Raw genomic sequence first — 16,720 nt, 5'->3', positions numbered from 1 at the left:
GGGAGTCCGCGCTCCGCAGCTTAGGAGAGACAGTCGGCGCCGGGCTTGACAAAAGAGAACACGGCGGCGACTGGGGGAGCCATGAAGCGAATTCTCTGCGAGGCCCGCACCGCCTGCGCCCGGCACCGCACCGAGCGTCCACCATGACCTTCGCCGCGGCCTACCCGTTTATCACCGAATCAGGCCTGGGCCACGAAGGAACCTACATCGGCACAGACGTGTTCGGCTCAGGAGCGTTCTCCTACGATCCGTGGATTCTCTACGACAAAGGCGTCATCAGCGGCCCGTCGATCGTTGTCATCGGCACCGTGGGGACAGGGAAGTCCATGTGCGGAAAGTCCCTGGTGGCCCGGTCGATCACGCTGGGTCGGAAAGCCGCCGTCGCCTCTGACCCTAAGGGCGAGTGGGTCGCCGTCGCGAACGCCGTCGGCGGGAAGGTCATTTCTGTGGGCCCCGGCCGGGCTGCCCGGGTCAATCCGCTCGACGCCGGTCCGCGGTCCAGTGCGCTGAGCGAGGCGCAGTGGCAGGCGGTGGTCCGTCAACGACGGCGCTATCTGCTGGTTGCGCTGGTGTCCCTCATGCGGCAGGGGATGCCGCTGCATCCAGTCGAGCACACAGCCCTGGACATGGCGCTCATGGAGACTGTGGCGCAGAACTCGAATCCCACGCTGCCGATGGTCCTGGACCACTTGTTGAACCCGTCTAGGGAAACCATTGGTCTGGTCGGCAAGGATGGGGGACAGGCAGTCAGCCACTCGCTACGGCGTACCGTGTCCGGCGACTTGGAAGGCATGTTCGATGCACCCTCCACCGTCTCCTTCGATGCTGGTGCGCCCATGATGGTGATGGACACGTCAGCGCTGATCGGTGCCTCGGAGCAGGCACTGTCCCTAGCCGCGGCGTGCGGTGCCACCTGGCTGGAAGCGGCCGTCACCAACCCCGACGGCGGCAAACGGCTGGTGGTCTACGACGAAGGCTGGCGCATGCTGGCCGACCCCTACATGCTCGCCAAAATGAGCGAGCAATGGCGGCTGGCCCGAACCTACGGCATCGCGAACCTGCTCATCATGCATAAAGTGGCCGACCTCAATGAAATCGGAGACAGCACCAGCGGCCACCGCCAAAAGGCCCTCGGCCTGCTCACCGAAGCCGACACCAGGATCATCTACCGGCAAAAGCACGATGCAATGCGCCTGACCAAGGAAGCGCTGGGTCTTTCAGAGGCGGAATGTGAGCACGTGGAGAACCTCCCCAAGGGCGTCGGGCTCTGGAAAGTCGGGAACCGTTCCTTCATCGTCGCCAACCGGGTCACCACCGACGAACTGGCAGTCTTCGGCACCGACGACCGGATGGTCTGAAAGCCGCCATGAACCGGCGGGCGGGAGACAGTACTCCACTCGTGACGGCCGGGCTTATCGCAACAGCCGGCTACGTTGCCCTGTGCGTCCTCGTCCAGAGCGCAGCACATCTCCAGATGCTCTGGCGTTGCGGCGGCAGTCCGCCGTCGCCCTTCAACCCGGCTGCCGCCGTCGGGCTCCTCCTCGGCCGGACTGATTGGATTGTTGGTCAACCAGAGGGATGCGACGTCGGCGCCGGCGCCGTCTGGTGGGTGGTCGGCCCGGTGCTTCTGCTGGTGGCGGCGCTCGCCGTCGGGTCCGTCCTGGCATGGCGGAGGTGGAAGCAATCGAGTGCGTGGCTGCGCCAGGACATCCTGAACCGCGAGGGTATCGCCCGGCGCTCCGAGATCCTCCACGACTTCGGAGCCAGAGCCGTCCGAAGGCGAGGAAAATTCACGCGGCCGGGCTTGGCCAAACCCCGGATCGAGGACGTGGCCTGGACGCTGGGCCGATCCCGCGGCGTCACGATCCACGTCTCCACCGAGGAATCCATGGTCATCCAAGGCGCGCCCCGATCCGGCAAGGGCCTCTACGTGGTCATCAATGCGATCCTCGACGCGCCGGGCGCCGTGGTCACCACGTCCACCCGCGCCGACAACCTGGTGGTGACCATGAAGGCTCGCGCCACGGGGAGCAGACCGGTAACAGTGTTCGATCCGCAGGGCATGTCCGGGCTGCCTTCAACGCTTCGCTGGTCTCCCGTCCGCGGCTGCGAGGACCCGGACATCGCCACACGCCGGGCCCTCGTCATTACTGCGGACACCGAGATGAAAGGCGAAAACGCGGCCTGGCAAAAGCGCTCGCTGATTATCCTGCAATGCCTCCTGCACGCTGCGGCACTGTCCGGGGAAGGCGTCCGCGCGTTCCGCCGCTGGTCCTCGAGCCCTGTCCTGGCGCGTGAGGCGTTGGAGGTACTCAGCCGGCCGCAAGCAGCGCTGGGATGGCAGGCCGATCTCATGGGCATCCTTGAGGATGACCCCAGGAACACCTCCAACTCCTGGATCGGTGTCTCGGCCGCTGTGGCGCCGCTGTCATCGCCGAAAGTACTGGCCGCCTTGGACCCCTTGGACGAATCCGAGGAATTTGACCCCAAAACATTCATCCGTGACTGCGGGACCCTCTACCTGATCGGGACCCGCGCTGGAGCCGCCGCGGCTGGTCCGTACCTTTCGGCCTTGATCGACGACATCGACAATGCTGCCCGCGAGATGGCCTTCATCGCCCCTGGTGGCAGGCTGGATCCCCCGCTGTCCCTCATCCTGGACGAGATTGCGAACCTGGCACCGTGGCCGGGCCTGCCCATCGCCCTCTCTGACGGGGGCGGGATCGGGATTTCCACTCTAGTGGTCCTGCAGTCCCTATCCCAGGCGCGGACAGGCTGGTCTATCGATGAGGCCGCAACCATCTGGGATTCGGCCATCATCAAGGTGATCTTCGGCGGCGGCTCTGACGAGCGTGACCTTCGTTCGCTCGCCGGGTTGCTGGGGGAGAGGAGCCTGATCCTGAATACCCGTTCCTGGTCCGCGCAGGGCCGCCAGGACGGCGAGCAGATCAGGGAGAGCCCGGTCCTGGCGCTGCATGAGATCCGGCGTCTGCCGACCGGCACGGCCCTCATGCTGGGGCGGCGAACCCGCCCCATTCTGTTGGACCTGCGCGAGTGGCACAAGCGCAAGGACGCGGCCGAACTTGGCCGGTCGAAGCTGGAGCTTGAACAAGCACTGGCGGACGGGCACCGTCTGCGTCAGCAAACAAGCGTGGAGGTGAGCGATGGCGAGCCAGGATGACACCGAACGCTTTGAGATCCCCTCAGCAGGAGGAGAGGACGATGACCTGACGGCCGAGCTTTTCCGATCCGCATTCCGGCCGCCCGGGAGGGTCACCGGCGTGACGTACCGTTGGCGGGAAATGACGGCGGCGCAGGCCGGCACCGTCTGGGGCGACCTTGCGGTGTGGGTCAGATGGCTGGTCGCCACGTATCAGCTGACGACGTCGGTGGTTCCGGATTGCTGGTGGCGCCACACCGAGATCGTTGCCGAGCTCTACGCGCTGCACCGGGCGGAACTGGCCTCCTACGCCAGCGACGACCCCGGTTTCGGGCCGCTCGCCTTTCACGAGCGGCTGCCACACGCCATCGAGCGCCTGCGGACCCATACCCGGACGGCCGGCTGTGTAGGCCTGCAAGCGCACAAAGAGCCCGCGTTGAGAATCCTTCGGTTGGACGCGCCGGGCTTCGTTGAGTGGCAGTCGGCTTCCCACCAGGTCGGTGACGAGTTCTGAAGTCATGCTGTTCGTGTCTCTCAGGACATGAATGGGTATCCGCAGGGTAGTCCCGGCGGGAACCCTAGAAGCATGGAGGCGGCTGTCGTGGGCCCTGAAGCTGAAGATGCATCCATCGATGTGGCAGCAGATGCCGCGTTCAACGCTAGCGATCCGAGCAATTCGCGCATGACACCTGAAGAACGCATCGCTGCGTTAACGGATGGTCTCCACAGGATCCTGGAAAAGGCTGTTGAATCTCCGTCGCATTGGCAGGTGCTGCTGGACGCCTCGGCAACATTGTGGCGTTACTCGGGCGGCAACGTGGCCCTGCTCATGATGCAGATGTCCCAGCGCGGCACCGAAGAACCCACCCTAGTGGCCGGTTACAGGGAATGGGCTCGCCACGGCCGCACCGTGTCGCGGGGTGAGCATGCACTCTGGGTTATCGCGCCCCGCACGGCCCGAGTCCAGTACGTGACACTTCCTGACGGTACCCGGCGGCGCGTCGCGTCGGGGGATCAGTTGCCGCGCGGCGCCGTCGACGATGGAACGAAAACCGTCATCACCGGTTGGCGTGGGCAGGCAGTCTTTGACGTCTCGCAGACGCAGGGGACACCGCTGTTGGTGCCCCGCGGTGCCGCCGCTGGCGTGGATGCGGGTGAGCTATGGCGATCCCTTGCTGCTGCCGCCGCCAGCCACGATTTCGACGTCGATTTGACGGACGCCCAGTATGGGCTGACAAGTGGCTTTACGGACTTCGCCGGACACCGGGTCCAGGTCGGCGCCTGGCTGGGTCCGGAAGAGCGCACAGCCGTCCTTGCCCACGAGCTGGGGCATGTGCTGCTCCACGGTCCGGACGACGAGACCGGCCGGCTCTACGGCAGCAGCGCGGACCACCGGGGGCTGGCTGAAGTCGAGGCTGAATCCGTCGCCTACACGGTACTCAGGGCCCACGGGATTGACCGCGGACCGCAATCCGCCACCTACCTGGCCGGATGGGCCGACGCCGTCATTGAGGCAGAGAACGAAGCGATGGCCCATGACCCCGGCAGCAAGCTAGCAAGGTCCCGCGCGGACATCGCCAAGTCAGTATTGGGCCGCGTCACCGCTGCCAGCAAGGGAATTCTCGAAATCACCCATCCGCCGGGATTCGGCGGCAAGATCTCCGCAGTTGACGCGGATCCTCGCGTGAACCCCGCAGCGTCCTACATGGGCCCGGAACGGCCCGTGCGGTCTGTGGACGGGCCAGTAATGGCCGGGCCGTAACGACGGCTGTACCAAATCTGTCCGGCGGGAGAGTCCCGCCGGCAACTGAAAGGACAAGATCAATGAGCACCAAGATCCCGGTTAGCATCGCGGGCAATCTCGTCGCCGATCCCGAACTGAGTATCGGTGAAAGCGGCGTGGCCCACGCTAAGCTTCGTGTCGCCGTCAACCAGCGAATCCAGGGGGCAGACGGCACTTGGCGCGACGGAGAACCCGTCTTCCACAATGTCTCCGCCTTCCGCGCCTTGGCGGAAAACGCGGCGACGTCGCTGAAGAAGGGCGACCCGGTCAGTGTCGCGGGGGAGCTGGAATTCCGCATTTACGAGAAAGACGGCGAACGCCGCGAAGCCCGGCGCATCGTCGCCGATACCATCGGACCGGATCTCCGTTTCGGCACCGCGGTGTACCAGCGTTCCTCGCACATGGCAGACGTTGGGACGTCCGCTCAGGTTCACGTGGGTCCCGAGGCGCCCATTGCGGCAGAGCCTGGTCCGCCGGCATACAACTTGACCTCCAAGAGTCCGGTGGTGGTGCCCCCTTTCGGGAAAGCGGTAGGGACTGAGATGAGTTTCTGAAACGGGGTCCGTCAGCCTGAGTGACGGGACGAGGTAATAGCTGACGCGTGTGAACGACATTTCCTCGGAGTAGAAGTACGCGATCGTGCTTGATGCCATGAGATTCAGAGCGGGTTCCCCCGGTGTTCTGTGCCGGCTCAGCCGCCGGTCACTGTGACTGTCCAAAACACTCACCGGATGTAGTCAGAAGCTCGCATCGCTGGAGTGCCAGCCAATGGCTCGGGCCACATCGTCAGCGACGCGGTGCGGGGATGACAGGATGCTCGAGGGGAGCCCCGACAAGGCTCCTTTTTGTCGCATCACGACGGCGTGGATCTCTGCCCAAGTTATCCATGCGACGCAGGCCTCGGCGAAGCGAGAGCCTTTGTACATACGGCAGCCGGCAGACTGATTTGTTTCTTGCCGGCTAGGAAGTGGTCCTGACCAAATTCTGGGCGCTCCTGACGCGTCCACAGGATGCATATTCTGGTCGAGCACGACATTCTGGGTAGGGTCGTGCGGCCCCTACGGCGAGCAGCCAGAATTAATCCTTTCCGATACGCGGCATTGTCGGGTCAAAGATACAAGGGCACCTAGAATAATTAGGCACTCTCGCTAGAACCCATTTACCGCGAAGCAGGCCGGGCATGGCAACCGGTCGCTATCGCGCTGACTCGACTTCGGCGAGAACACGGCCACGGCGGGAAGTGCATGTCGACGACGAGCTGGCTGGAAATACAACGGGGGAAAAAATGAGCCTGACCGAAATTAAGGTTACTGCGGAGTACTGCTTTGGCAGCAGTCCGATGGTGCTCGCCAACCTTGCCAAGGTCAACTTCATTCACGCGCCCAACGGCTCAGGCAAGACGACGATCTCGAACGCGCTGTCCCGGCAGCCGCGCGATCCAGATTCACGTTTGCACTGGCCGGTGGCGGCAACTGCGACGTCCATTCGCGTGTTCAACGAGGCCTACCGGTCAACGGTTCTCAACGAGCACGTCGAAGGCATCTTCACAATTGGTCCAGAGTCGGGGGACGCGCATTCCAAAATCACCCTCTTGGATCAGGAGCGTGTCGCTCGCCGTGCCGATCGAGATGAGTGGATTAAGAGAATCGGCTCTGACGATGATCGCCTTCCAGTGAGTGGATTGCTCGGCGAGATTGAGACTGAACTTCTTGCCGCCAGCCGTGCCGTCTTCGAGAGACACAAGGACGTGCCCGAGGCAGTCCGAGAGACCGTCTTCAAGGGCTTCAGGGGAAGTAGGGATAAGTTGTTCAAGGAAGCCCAATCTCGATATAAGCCCGAGTTGGTTGTCGAGAACAATCTGACGTGGGACACGCTCGAGGCTCGCCACGCTACGCTGACCGGCGAGCTTCATCACCGCTCCCCGATACACGGCACCTCTGTGAACTCCCTCCTCTCTGAGGAGCGGATCGCGCAACTCCGCGTGGATGACGTCACGACGGGAACCGGGGACCTCGCCGCTCTAATACAGCACCTCGCGAACGGGGACTGGGTTAGTCAAGGACGCCAGCATCTCGGGAACACGAATAACAAATGCCCGTTCTGCCAGGAAGACCTCCCAGAAGGATTTGGGGCCAGGCTTACTGCGTACTTCGCGGCAGGTTACGACGAAGCGCTCTCACTCGCAAAGAGCATCAAAGCACAGGTGGAGTTGCGCTCAGCGACCCTCCACGCGGACCTCGCCAGCCTCAAAGCCGCCATCGAGGCTGACGCTTCGATCGACGCACAGCGCTTGATTGAGGCCATAGACGCTATTCAAACCGCAGCCGAACTCGTCCTGGCTAAGGTGGGTCACAAACTCCGTCATCCCACAAATCGAGTCGACGTCACCGACATCGCACCGCTAATCAGTCATTTGGACGAATTGATCGAGGATGTGAACGCGGACGTCACTCGACACAATGAACTGGTCGATCACTCGACCGTGGAATTGCAAAAGCTGGTCAACGACGGTTGGACCCTGTTTCTCACGCGTGGAGAAACATCGAAACATTTGAAGCGGTACAACGGAATCAGCGCCAAAAAGCAGTTGGAGATTGAAGAACTGCGTTCCAAAATCGATGCAAGCCGCCAAACCGATAAAGCCAGCGCGGAAGAGATCGAAGAGCTCCGCAACTCGATCTCGAATACCTCAGAAGTCGCCGAGCGCATTAACAAGCTTCTTGAGGCGCTGGGGTTCCACCGGTTCCATCTCGCAATCACAGACGCAGTCGCGGGTGGCTACCGGATCATACGCGACGATGGCTCGCCGGCGTTCGATTCACTATCCGAAGGCGAGAAGTCCTTCATCTGCTTCGCCTACTTTGTGGAGTCCTTGACTGGAAGCGCCGAGTCAGGTGGCACTGCCGAGCCCGTCATTGCGGTCATCGACGATCCAATCTCCAGCCTCGATAGCGACACTCTCTTCATCGTCGCAGCCTACATTCGCGACATCGCCAAGCAGGTCATCGACGGACAGACGAACATCGAGCAACTCATCGTGCTGACGCACAACACCCAGTTCCACCACGAAGCGGCGTACGCGACGGACGCTGCAAAGACCGGCGACCGCCGTCACTATCGACTGAGGAAGGGCTTCGACAAGATCACATCAGTTCAGGACGACGGCCTGCGCAGCAAGATCCGCGGCAGTTATGAGCTGCTCTGGCAGTCGGTAGTCGATATCGCCGGCGGCGATGAGGACTCGCCGATCGCGCAAGTCGGTGTGTTCAACATCGTCAGACGAATCATCGAAGGCTATTTCAAGACGGTGGGTTCGACGCAAAGTCACGGGCGACAGCAACCACTCTCCGTCGCGGACAAGCGGCTAATGTCAATGTTCATGACCTGGGCAAACTCGGGATCACACACGATCATCGATGATTTTGCTCAGTCTCACTACATCGGGGACGCCAAAAATTTCCTAAAGCTCCTTCAGCTGTTCTTTGAGCAGCAGGGACACAGCGCGCACTTCGACATGATGGTCCGATCCTGCGGTGGCGAGTCACTATTGGAAGCAGGCTCAGTCTTCGCCAGAGACGTGGCGGCGTAGGGCAACCCCTGCCCGCCGGGCAGTAGCTGAGATCAACACCGACGGAATTTGACCGGTCCCCTGCCCCTCACCCTGCGAGGGATCGATTACCGTGCGCCGAGGAGACTCCCGCGGCCTGGGGTAGACGATCATCGGAAACGTCAAGGATCTGCTTGTCTCGTAGTTGCTCATGGCGATGTCGTTCGAGGGCGTCGACGACGCTGTCCAGGTCATCGGGGAACAATACGGCGTAGGTATCCAAAGTGACCTTGGCCGACTTATGACCAAGCATCCGCTGCACGACTTTCACGTTTGCCCCAGCGCTGATCGCGAGCGATGCAGCTGTGTGCCGCAGGTCGTGGGGCGTCACTCGCCGGAAGGTTTTGTCGGCTATCTGGGCGCGCTTGACCGCCCCGGCGAACCATCCTGAAGCCGCATTGCCGGGTCGAAGGTAGCCGCTCTCCTCCGAGTTCCAAAGGCGGTCTTCCTGGCCTTTGCCCTGGCAAGCAGCCCTGACCGCGGCATCGAGGAATTTTGGATATGCCACAGTGGAACTTGGCCTCGTTTGCTCCGTTCGGTCCAACCGGTGGACGGTGATCTTGGACGCTTGTTCGCGTCTGCGGTCCTCAGCTGTCCGTCGCCTGTCTCTCGTTCCTTGGATAAACAAGGCGACGGTGACTATTGCTAGAAAAAGGTTCAAGATGAACTGGGCAAAATCGACCCAAGACTTTTCGGCCACGTTTCTGACTCTCCTTGACTGAGGAGCATACAACGCGACTCTTTATAGGAGAATACGTTGGTTTCCCTAGCAATTCAGGTCGGAAAGTCCGGAAGGTCATCAGCGTGTCTTCGGTTAGAAGAGCAACCCGTATCCTCTTCCGGAGTGCATTGAGAGCTCGACGCTGTTTGAGGCAGCCTTTTTCAGGCCAGCAAGTCCTTCTGCGTCGGTCACGGTAAGGGTGAACTGGCTACGTCCGGTGCTCGAGAGCATGTCGCGAGAGAAGACCAAGAACGAGCCTTCGTAGCTTTCTAGACCGTTCTGCTCGGGGATCGGTAGGCCGATGATGTCCATGCTGTTATTGGCGAACCGCACTGAGCGTTCGACGTACGGATAGTTGCCGACTCGGATATTGACATAACCCAGCGTCGTGTCCCTGGGGACGTTTTCCGAGCCGAACCCGAAGAAAACCCTTGTTCCACGGGTTGTGTTCAACTGGTTCCCTGGACGAGGTTGACGATTGTGGATGATGGAAGATCCGTCCACCCACAGCGACTTTGCGGCAGCGAGCTGCACGGGCAGTGTCCCGCTGATTACATGTTCGTCTAGGGAGGCGAGGTAGCTGCGGGTCGCAGGGGTCGTTTCCTCTTGCGGCTGCGGAGGCCCGGGCTGTGAGCGGTAGCGCGACTGATACTCCTGAAGCACGTCCGGCAGTGGGTCTGCGTTTTCCCATGTGTCGTCGAACCAGTCCAGAAGGGGCTCAGCGAGCTTCAGGTGGTGCCATTCTTCAGTCGCTGCGAGACCCGTCCACACCTGCTTCGTAACGACCTCGGCCCCGGTGGAGAGTGCGCTAGCGGTGAGGTTGGCCGATCCTACGATTAGCGCCTTTAGGCCAAGAGGCCTAATGTCCTGCCACTCGTTTGCGATGTTGAGCCACTCGTTTGTGCGGAAGGCGAATGTCTTCGCGTGGAACGCGGATGGGGGCCGCAGCGTCGGTGACGCCAGCACCGCGCGTCCATTCGGGATGCGTACATCCGCGTTATCGAGTTGGCTGAGGCGTACGAGCGCACTTGGCTGGGTGAAGCCAAAGTCAATGCTCACGAGGAACCGCTTGCGCGACGCAGCCCAAGTTCCGCTGGACAACTTGTCATCCAGTAGGCGGACACCCTCGTCCGAGGCATACGCCACCGCAACGTCGACGTAGTCGTAAGCGCCAGCACGTTCTGAGGCGTCCGCGAGAGCCTCGAGCACCACGCTGACTCTGCCGACGCTCGAATCTTGCGCATGGACCGACGTTTCGTACGCCATTAGGTTCCCTCTTCCCCTGAGTTCGTGCACGCTGTACTCACTGTGATCCCGCCGCGGTCCGATTGCCCGACGCGGGAATGGCTGAAAAAGCGTCGTAATCGTGCCGGAAGATTGTTGCCCTAATCAGGAGGCTGGAGGCATCGGATGGAACGGCGGCGGCCGCAGTGCTGGAACGTGCTCTCGAAGAACGCGAAGATTGTGCACGCCTGCTTGCAGGAGAAGTGAACGGTACGGTGGTGGTCGGACGGAGGAGGGTTCCTTGACCGAGACGTGACCATCTCGGTCTGTGTGCCCCCAGGTCTTCGTCTCGGGTCAGTCTTACTCGCCCGCACTTGGTTCGCCTCGCCGCCGTCCTGGGTGGCTTTCCGTCTACAGGCCCCTGCGGGTGCAGCCACTGGACGAGCTCCTCGCTCATACTGCGCTTCGGACTGTTTGCCGACGCGCCGGCTTTGCCGGCAGGCGAAGCTGTCCTTCAGTGGTGAGCTTTGAGTAGCTGGAGAACAGCGCACGTAGCCGCTGGTTCTCGGTGACGGGGCTGCGCAACCCAAAGGCCTTATCGACAGCAGCGTCAAGCTCGCGGTGTGCTCGCAGTAACTCGGGGGCCATCGCGAGTGGGTTGTAGTGGTCCGCGAGGGACCTCTGCGGCTGGAGCGCTCGCGCGTCCAGCACGGCCCGGCCGCCCATGATGATCGCGGTTCGCTGGTCGTGGGTGAGTTCCGGCAGAGGGAACGTGTTCCACGTCAACGTGTTTGAGAAGCGCAGGTCCGACTTGATGCGGCCGCCGACAGCCCGCTGCCATGCGATGAACGCGGAAGAGGAAATCACAGCAAACGCGACGCCATCGGGGTCATCGGCTTTGAAGTTCGCGTCACCGCAGATGACATCGGGGCCGAAGAGCGCGGTCGGGAAGAACCGCCGCGTTTCACTGACGTGACGAGGCACGCAAACGTACGGAGTGTCGGGCTGGGAACGTTGCCCGAACAGGTGTGGGGTTTCAGACATCTGCCTGGTGGATTCAGCTTTGGACTCTGCGCGGAACCGGCGAACGGACTCAAGCCGTTGCCGGAGGACCGGCGATCGTGTGATGTCGTGCGGGTCGAGATCCACCAGCCAGAGACACCAACGTGGCTCGTTATGGATCAGCTGACGAGCACCAACGAATGGCCGGATGTACTTGGCGGCGAGTGGGTCGGCAGCGACGTGATCGTAGTCGTCAGGCTCGATGAGCAGGTTGCCGTCGTCGCGGGCCATGTTGCCGAAAACCATCGGTGGGAGCGCTTTTGCTAAGGGAGCGCGCCGCTGCTCAATAAGAACGTTTGGCCCGTCGACCAGATAGCCGTTGATCTGGTCGACCACTGGGATCTCTATAGGTTCCCCTCGGAGATTGCCTTCGTACTCGAACAGCCGTGCCCGTCTCCTCGCTACGCGGTCAAACCCGATCACCGAACAGTGCACGGCGGCGGCACCGGGAGCTTCGCTGGTCCACGCGAAGGTGCGATGGGCGAACTTCACCCGCCATCCGGCCGCGAACAGCGGGCCGAACAATGCTGGTACCGGCTCGCCCTGAGCGATCGAATTCGTCGATACGAAAGCGAATTCGCCTGAGTACCCAGGGCGGCTCATAAGTTCAACAGACTTTGCATACCAGCCGGTTACGTAGTCGAGTCGGCCGATGTCGTCCCTCCCCCAGACGTCCCGTAGCTCCTGTGCCTGCTCGAGTGAGCGGGTCGCGTGTCCGAGGAAGGGCGGGTTGCCCATGATGTACATGTGCTCGCTGGGCTCGACGACCTCGGCCCAGTCCGTGCGTAGTGCGTTGCCGATGTGGATGCTGCGTACTTTGTCGAGCGGCAGCGGGTCGGGTGCGGCGCCGAGTGCCAGTTCCATTGCTTGGTTGGCCTGGTGCTCCACCAGGTGCAACGCAGTCGCAGCGATCTGCGCCGGCCACTCTTCCAGTTCGATGCCGTGGAAGCTGGAGAGCCTCACGGCGAGATGTTCCTCGGTGAAGAACATCGTGGTCGCCGTCTCCTTGGTGAGTTTCTGAATCCGCTGGAGCACTTCCAGATCGAGTGCGCGCATGTGGCGGTAACCGACTACGAGGAAGTTGCCACACCCGCATGCCGGATCAAGAAACCGCATATCGCTCATATCGCTGCGCAGCTTCTTCAATGCCCGAGCATCGTGGAATCCATCAATGAAACGCTGCCGGAGTCCGTCGAGAAACATCGGTCCGATGACCTTCATGATGTTCGTCTCGGTCGTGTAGTGCTCGCCGAGTTCGCGCCTCGCAGTCTTGTCCTTGACTGCTTGGAACAGGCTGCCGAAGATAGCGGGGGAGATCGTGGACCAGTTGAACATGGCCGCATTGACTAGACGTCGTCGCATCTCCCCATCGAATGACGGAATAGACAGGGGCTCCTCGAAGACGCCGCCATTAACGTAGGGGAACCGGGCGATCAGCTCATCCAGGTTCGACTGTCGGCGCGAGGGGTCGCGGCCCATGACCTGATAGAGCAGCGACAGTTGTGGGCCTAGATCCGAACCGTCCTGCGCGGTGCGGGTTTCCAAGAACTCGAGAAACAGGTCGCGCTCCCACATGCCAGCGTCGTCGGCGTATAGCGCGAATAGCGTGCGCACAAGGAACACCGACGCCTCGTGGTCGTCGTACCCGGAGCCCTCGAGGGCTTCGTACAACGACGCCATCAGTTTCGCGGCCTTGATCGACGCGGCCTCCTGCGCCTTCGATCCGAAAGTACGCTCACCATACCCCGCCAGGAACGCCAGCTTCTCTGCGTTGTCCCGCAGCTGGCTTATAGAGAATTCCACCGGATCCGTGTCAACTTCTGACCGCAAGTCCAGCAGCCGAAACCTGTGGAAGTCGCTTGTGAGCACCCATCTAGGAACCTCCGGGTCGGGCAGGTCATCGATATAGTCGAGAGCCTGCTGCTCAGCAGCGATGAGATCTTTTCCCGCTGACTTCATCTCGATCAGCGCTACACCGGGAATGAGTGCGTCGATGTAACCGCGGGAGCCGGTGGAGGAACGCTTGACACGCTTCTCGTAGAATGCGGCGCGGGTCTGGGTTATTCCGTACACACCGAGCAGATCCCGAAGGAACGACTGCGCCTGCTGCCGCTCATCGCCAGGCTCCTCCTGCCACTCACGGGTGAACCTCGCAGCTCGAGTGCGGATCTCGTTCATAGACAGCGACCTTTTCACACGCCTACGTTACCTGCCTCAGTCCGTGCATCCGTGGTTAACGCCATGAATGTTTCAGCTGTGGCGGGACATTGCCGTGCAGACAGCGGGACATCCTTTGTGGGACTCCCCACGGGACGGTCAGGTTACGCGACAGTCTGTGGATATTGCGGCGGGTGGGAACGACTAGATCGGATCAACTGGCCTAGAGTTCGACACAACACAAGTTCTGTCCGCATCGAAGCCATAGGGGCCCCTTGGATCTGCCAGAAATCCTGTCCGAAGACAACGTCAGCACAGCTGCGAAACTCCTCAACCGCTACTACCTTGTGAGGGATCCGAAGACCGGCCTGCTTTCCACGGGCAGTTCATTTGACAGCTGGGCGGGCGGTGGCGACTCCGCAAAGGACAGGGACAGGATTACCGACAGCGACCTCATTGCGGTGTCCATGCTGTCCGTCACGGTCCCGGCCAAGGCGGCCGTCGGTTTCCGAGAACCCGCAGTAGCGGAGCAAATCACCGACCTGCTCTCCCGGATCCCCACCGACCTCCACATGAGCGACCTCACTCCCGAGCAAGCACAGACGCGCTTCGGTAAGGGTTCCCCCGCGCAGACCCTATGGGGCGTTCTCCGCGCCGACGACGCACGCCGCTGGGGCGTCGGCCCAACGACAGCGAGTAAGATTCTGCACCGAAAGCGGCCGCATCTCATCCCTATCTGGGATGTCGTCATCGGCCAACTCATTGCCAGACGCAGCTCCCGGAACCAGTGGCTCGACTGGCACACCCTCCTCCAGCCCGGCGCGCCCCTGCCGGAGCGTCTCCGACGCATTCATGAGCTATCCGAGGTCACCCAAGAACTCTCTGAACTCCGAATCATGGACGCCGTTCTCTGGCTGCACGGACGCGACCTCGGCTATAAGGGCAGTCGGGGGTCGAACACCGCGACGCCTGAGTAAATCTTCGGCATCAGCCTCGATAAGGTGCCATTTTGCACTTTATCGGGGCTTTTTGGTCTAAACGCAGAGCGCGGCATGTTCCGCCGTGCACACGACTCCTGCAAGCACTATCGACTGCCCAATAGAACGAGGAACCATCCTCATGGATACTCTCGAGCTCGTCACCAAGGCCTACGTCTCCACCTTCCAGAAACACCGCGGCCGGACCACCAAAACCGCCTACGCCGGACGTGAGAGTCTGCCGGGCGGAGTGCCGCGTTTATCGCCTGGGTGGCCGCCCGCGGGTCCGGCCGGTCTGCCAGCCGGGAACGGTGTCGTCCAGCAGATTGATCTTCGCCGGGTCGAGTTCCCCGCGGCGGCGCTTCTGCCGCTGGGCATGGACCCACACTCCGAGGGTATGTTCCAGGTCTGAGGCGTAATTTCGGTGGCGTGGCCAGTCGTTACCTCCGGCGCGGAAGTCGGCGAGCTGGGCGAGACGGGCATGCCACCGGGCGTCGTCGGCCGCTGCCCTGGGGTTCTCGGCCCACCCGGACATCCCTGCCAGGCTGTCACGGTAGGCCGGGTGAAGGGTGCCTCCGGCTGCTTCGCGGCGTCGGTCCGAGAGCCACCTAGCCATCGACTGTTCCCCCTTGTCTTCGGAGCGGTCGCGGGGAACCGGTGCTCGGCCGAAATCCAGGCGATGATCTCATCCATGCGGGCAAGGGACGCAAGGGAGGGGCTGCGTCCGGTGGCGGCGGCAGCCAGATGTGCTGCCCCGAGCTCCGGATCCCGGCGGCGTGCGATGACGAGGTGGTAGCCGACAGTGGCGGGCTCGGCGCCAACGAGGTCAGCAATGCTATTCCGGCTCAGCCCGAGTCGGTACATCAACACCCACTCTGCGTCAGGGGCGCGCCGCAGTCGCTTGTCCATGATGGGAGACATCCTGCCACAGTGCCGGCTCGAAACGATGCCCCGATAGATGCGTGTGCGAACATCGCCTGACAAGGCCTGGAGGCGATGCTTGTCACGAGTCGTCAAGGCTTCGCATGGGCCTATATAAGAATATAAAGCTGCATAAAAGATGGCCTGCGGAGATTCCGTTCAAGCCGGCCCGGGCGTGGGCGTCCACCTGCCAGTTGGGGGCACGCTATTGAGCAGTCGCGAGTGCTCGGTCGTCCGGGTGGCACATCAAGACAGCGGTAGCCGTCGGCTCCACAAGCGCCGTTCGGACCTGGCACCCGGAAAGGTATAGGAAGTTCTAGGGGGTTATAGGAATTTTCGTATAACACGCTAGAACTTCGTATAACTCGGTGTGACTGCGGTTTCGACCCTGCGAAGCCCCGTGGTTGGGTCCCCAGGTAGAAGTCCAGTGTCTGTGTGAGTTTCGTGTCCGAGAATGGACACAGGAGGAAATTCACGAATCATGGCACGCAGACACACCCCCGAGCAGGTCATCGCCAAAGTCCGGCAGGGCCAGAAGATGCTCAACGACGGACGCCCGATGGTCGAGGTCATCAAGGAGCTTCAGGTCACCGAGGCGACCTGGTACCGATGGCTGAACCAGTACGGGTCCGAGAAGAACGCCGAGGCGTCCAAACGGACGAAGGAGCTGGAGAAGGAAAACGCCCGCCTCAAGCGCCTGCTGGCGGAGAAGGAACTGGCCATCGACATCCTCAATGAGGTGGCCAAGGGAAAATTCTGAGCCCCGAACCCCGCCGCCGTGCCGTGCGCATGGCGGTGGAGAAGTTCGGGGCATCCGAACGCTTCGCCTGCGCGGTCCTGGGCCAGAACCGGTCCGCGTTCCGCAAGAAGAAACCCGACATGGGCTTCGAGGAAATGCAGCTCCGCGCAGCCCTGCGCGCCGTCGCCGTGAAGCACCCCGCTTGGGGCTGGCGGAAAGCCCGCTGGCACCTGCTGGCACATCCCGAGTGGGACGGCGTGGCACTGAACAGGAAGCGGGTGCGCCGGCTCTGGCGCGACGAAGGGCTGACCTGCAAACCCAAGGCGCGGAAGAAGCGCCGCACCGGGCCCGGAGCCGGGGAGCAGAAAC

Annotated in this window: 11 protein-coding genes and 1 pseudogene; 8 read left to right on the top strand and 4 right to left on the bottom strand. The window is 62.1% G+C overall.

The features are described 5' to 3' along the window. The first annotated feature begins 143 nt into the window (after positions 1-143). The 6 genes from ACZYZE_RS11380 to ACZYZE_RS11355 all read left to right on the top strand — a co-directional run bounded on the left by ACZYZE_RS11380 (position 144) and on the right by ACZYZE_RS11355 (position 8,532). Positions 144-1,358, top strand: coding sequence for a putative type IV secretion/conjugal transfer ATPase (locus ACZYZE_RS11380; protein WP_463907770.1), 1,215 nt, complete (start codon positions 144-146; stop codon positions 1,356-1,358). A gap of 41 nt (positions 1,359-1,399) precedes the next feature. After that, on the top strand, positions 1,400-3,181 hold the full coding sequence (locus ACZYZE_RS11375) for a type IV secretory system conjugative DNA transfer family protein (protein ID WP_463907768.1): 1,782 nt from the start codon (positions 1,400-1,402) through the stop codon (positions 3,179-3,181). Further along, positions 3,165-3,674, top strand: a complete 510-nt coding sequence (locus tag ACZYZE_RS11370) for a hypothetical protein (RefSeq protein ID WP_463907766.1) — start codon at positions 3,165-3,167, stop codon at positions 3,672-3,674. The genes ACZYZE_RS11375 and ACZYZE_RS11370 overlap by 17 nt, the downstream gene beginning before the upstream one ends. A 168-nt stretch (positions 3,675-3,842) precedes the next feature. Then, positions 3,843-4,922 (top strand): ArdC-like ssDNA-binding domain-containing protein, encoded by a 1,080-nt coding sequence (locus ACZYZE_RS11365; protein WP_463907764.1) that lies wholly within the window; start codon positions 3,843-3,845, stop codon positions 4,920-4,922. 62 nt (positions 4,923-4,984) lie between these two features. Then, entirely contained in the window at positions 4,985-5,497 is a 513-nt protein-coding gene (locus tag ACZYZE_RS11360) for a single-stranded DNA-binding protein (RefSeq protein ID WP_463907762.1), read from the top strand. 626 nt (positions 5,498-6,123) lie between these two features. After that, positions 6,124-8,532, top strand: coding sequence for an AAA family ATPase (locus ACZYZE_RS11355; protein ID WP_463907760.1), 2,409 nt, complete (start codon positions 6,124-6,126; stop codon positions 8,530-8,532). 67 nt (positions 8,533-8,599) lie between these two features. Here ACZYZE_RS11355 and ACZYZE_RS11350 read toward each other — a convergent pair whose 3' ends face one another. From ACZYZE_RS11350 to ACZYZE_RS11340, 3 genes are all read right to left on the bottom strand, one after another. After that, positions 8,600-9,250, bottom strand: a complete 651-nt coding sequence (locus ACZYZE_RS11350) for a tyrosine-type recombinase/integrase (protein ID WP_463907758.1) — start codon at positions 9,248-9,250, stop codon at positions 8,600-8,602. A gap of 114 nt (positions 9,251-9,364) precedes the next feature. Continuing rightward, entirely contained in the window at positions 9,365-10,537 is a 1,173-nt protein-coding gene (locus tag ACZYZE_RS11345) for a hypothetical protein (protein ID WP_463907756.1), read from the bottom strand. 411 nt (positions 10,538-10,948) lie between these two features. Next, positions 10,949-13,735 (bottom strand): DNA methyltransferase, encoded by a 2,787-nt coding sequence (locus ACZYZE_RS11340; RefSeq protein WP_463907753.1) that lies wholly within the window; start codon positions 13,733-13,735, stop codon positions 10,949-10,951. A 254-nt stretch (positions 13,736-13,989) separates the two neighbouring features. Here ACZYZE_RS11340 and ACZYZE_RS11335 point away from each other — a divergent pair, with 254 nt between their 5' ends. Continuing rightward, entirely contained in the window at positions 13,990-14,691 is a 702-nt protein-coding gene (locus tag ACZYZE_RS11335) for a DUF6308 family protein (RefSeq protein ID WP_463907751.1), read from the top strand. Positions 14,692-14,950: 259 nt separating this feature from the next. On the opposite strand, the gene ACZYZE_RS11330 is transcribed toward ACZYZE_RS11335, so the two are convergent. Continuing rightward, positions 14,951-15,307, bottom strand: a complete 357-nt coding sequence (locus ACZYZE_RS11330; protein ID WP_463907749.1) for a helicase associated domain-containing protein — start codon at positions 15,305-15,307, stop codon at positions 14,951-14,953. Positions 15,308-16,093: 786 nt separating this feature from the next. Between ACZYZE_RS11330 and ACZYZE_RS11325 the strand changes: the two are divergent. After that, a pseudogene (locus tag ACZYZE_RS11325) lies at positions 16,094-16,720 on the top strand (transposase); the annotation flags it as partial.

Source organism: Pseudarthrobacter woesei, assembly GCF_055412745.1.
The sequence above is the reverse complement of the archived record's forward strand: the minus strand, read 5'-3'. Positions and strand labels throughout refer to the sequence as shown.

Excerpts from the sequence above, each read along its gene's own strand:
- ACZYZE_RS11380 (WP_463907770.1), top strand. The coding sequence starts at position 144 with ATGACCTTCGCCGCGGCCTACCCGTTTATCACCGAATCAGGCCTGGGC.
- ACZYZE_RS11370 (WP_463907766.1), top strand. The coding sequence starts at position 3,165 with ATGGCGAGCCAGGATGACACCGAACGCTTTGAGATCCCCTCAGCAGGA.
- ACZYZE_RS11365 (WP_463907764.1), top strand. The coding sequence starts at position 3,843 with ATGACACCTGAAGAACGCATCGCTGCGTTAACGGATGGTCTCCACAGG.
- ACZYZE_RS11360 (WP_463907762.1), top strand. The coding sequence starts at position 4,985 with ATGAGCACCAAGATCCCGGTTAGCATCGCGGGCAATCTCGTCGCCGAT.
- ACZYZE_RS11355 (WP_463907760.1), top strand. The coding sequence starts at position 6,124 with ATGGCAACCGGTCGCTATCGCGCTGACTCGACTTCGGCGAGAACACGG.
- ACZYZE_RS11345 (WP_463907756.1), bottom strand. The coding sequence starts at position 10,537 with ATGGCGTACGAAACGTCGGTCCATGCGCAAGATTCGAGCGTCGGCAGA.
- ACZYZE_RS11340 (WP_463907753.1), bottom strand. The coding sequence starts at position 13,735 with ATGAACGAGATCCGCACTCGAGCTGCGAGGTTCACCCGTGAGTGGCAG.
- ACZYZE_RS11330 (WP_463907749.1), bottom strand. The coding sequence starts at position 15,307 with ATGGCTAGGTGGCTCTCGGACCGACGCCGCGAAGCAGCCGGAGGCACC.